At 62.9% G+C, this 1,146-nt stretch carries 1 protein-coding gene; it reads left to right on the forward strand.

Features of this window, described 5'->3' with window-relative positions; all coding sequences use genetic code 11:
• Window positions 1-1,059: FAD-dependent oxidoreductase (locus I5W_RS22515; RefSeq protein ID WP_044530923.1), on the forward strand; the 1,059-nt coding region annotated here is incomplete at its 5' end.
• Window positions 1,060-1,146: the final 87 nt, after the last annotated feature.

The following is a 1,146-nucleotide window of genomic DNA, read 5'->3' on the forward strand; positions in this document are numbered from 1 at the left end:
CTCGATGGCGCCAACGTCACGTTGCATCGCGGCTTTGCCACGGTGGAGGATGCCCATACCGTCAACGTCGATGGCCAGCGCTTCACCGCCCGTCACATCCTGGTGGCCACCGGCGGCCATCCCGACAAGCCGCAGATTGCGGGCAGCGAATGGGGCATCACCTCCGACGATTTCTTCCACTTGCCGGGTCTGCCCCAGCGCGCGGTGGTGCTGGGCGGCGGCTATATCGCGGTGGAACTGGCTTCCATCCTCAATGGCCTGGGCAGCGAGGTGACCCTGGTGTATCGCCGCGAGCGCCTGTTGCGCAACATGGATGCGGATCTGGGCATCCACCTGGCCGATGAAATGGCCAAGAAGGGCATCCGCCTGATCTTCAACGCCAGTATCGATGCCATCGAGGCAGCCCATGCCGGGCCAGACAGCCTCAAGCAGGTGCATCTGAGCAATGGCGAAACCCTGGCCGCCGAGTGCGTGCTCTTTGCCACCGGGCGCACGCCCAATACGCGCGGGCTGGGGCTGGAGCAGGCCGGTGTGGCACTCAAGGAAAACGGCGCGGTGCTGGTCAACGACAATTTCGAGAGCAGCGTCCCCTCGATTCTCGCCGTGGGCGACGTGATCGACCGCGTGGCCTTGACACCGGTGGCGCTGGCCGAGGCCATGGCGGTGGTGGCGCGTCTGTTCGGCCAGGGTGAACGCAGCATGTCCTATCGCAATATTCCGACCGCGGTGTTCAGTCATCCCAACGTAGGCACCGTGGGACTGAGCGAAGAACAGGCGCGTAGCGAGCATGGTGAAGTAAAAATCTTCAAAACCGACTTCAAGCCGCTCAAGAACACCCTTTCGCGCAATACCGAACGCACTTTTATGAAGCTTGTGGTCGATGCCAAGAGCGACCGGGTGCTGGGTGTGCACATGGTCGGCGGCGACGCTGGCGAGGTGATCCAGGGCTTTGCGGTGGCCCTGCAATGCGGTGCCACCAAGGCGCAGTTCGATACCACCATCGGCATCCATCCGACTTCGGCCGAGGAATTCGTCACCCTGCGCACACCAGTGGCCTGATCCTGCGTCAGAGCGGAAGATCGCTCACCGCCACAGCGCGTAGCCGATGCGCAATTGCGGGTGATCCTTCTGGTGTAGGTCAGCAGA

Source organism: Herbaspirillum sp. B65 (genome assembly GCF_000333555.1).
GTDB classification, from domain to species: domain Bacteria; phylum Pseudomonadota; class Gammaproteobacteria; order Burkholderiales; family Burkholderiaceae_D; genus Herbaspirillum; species Herbaspirillum rubrisubalbicans.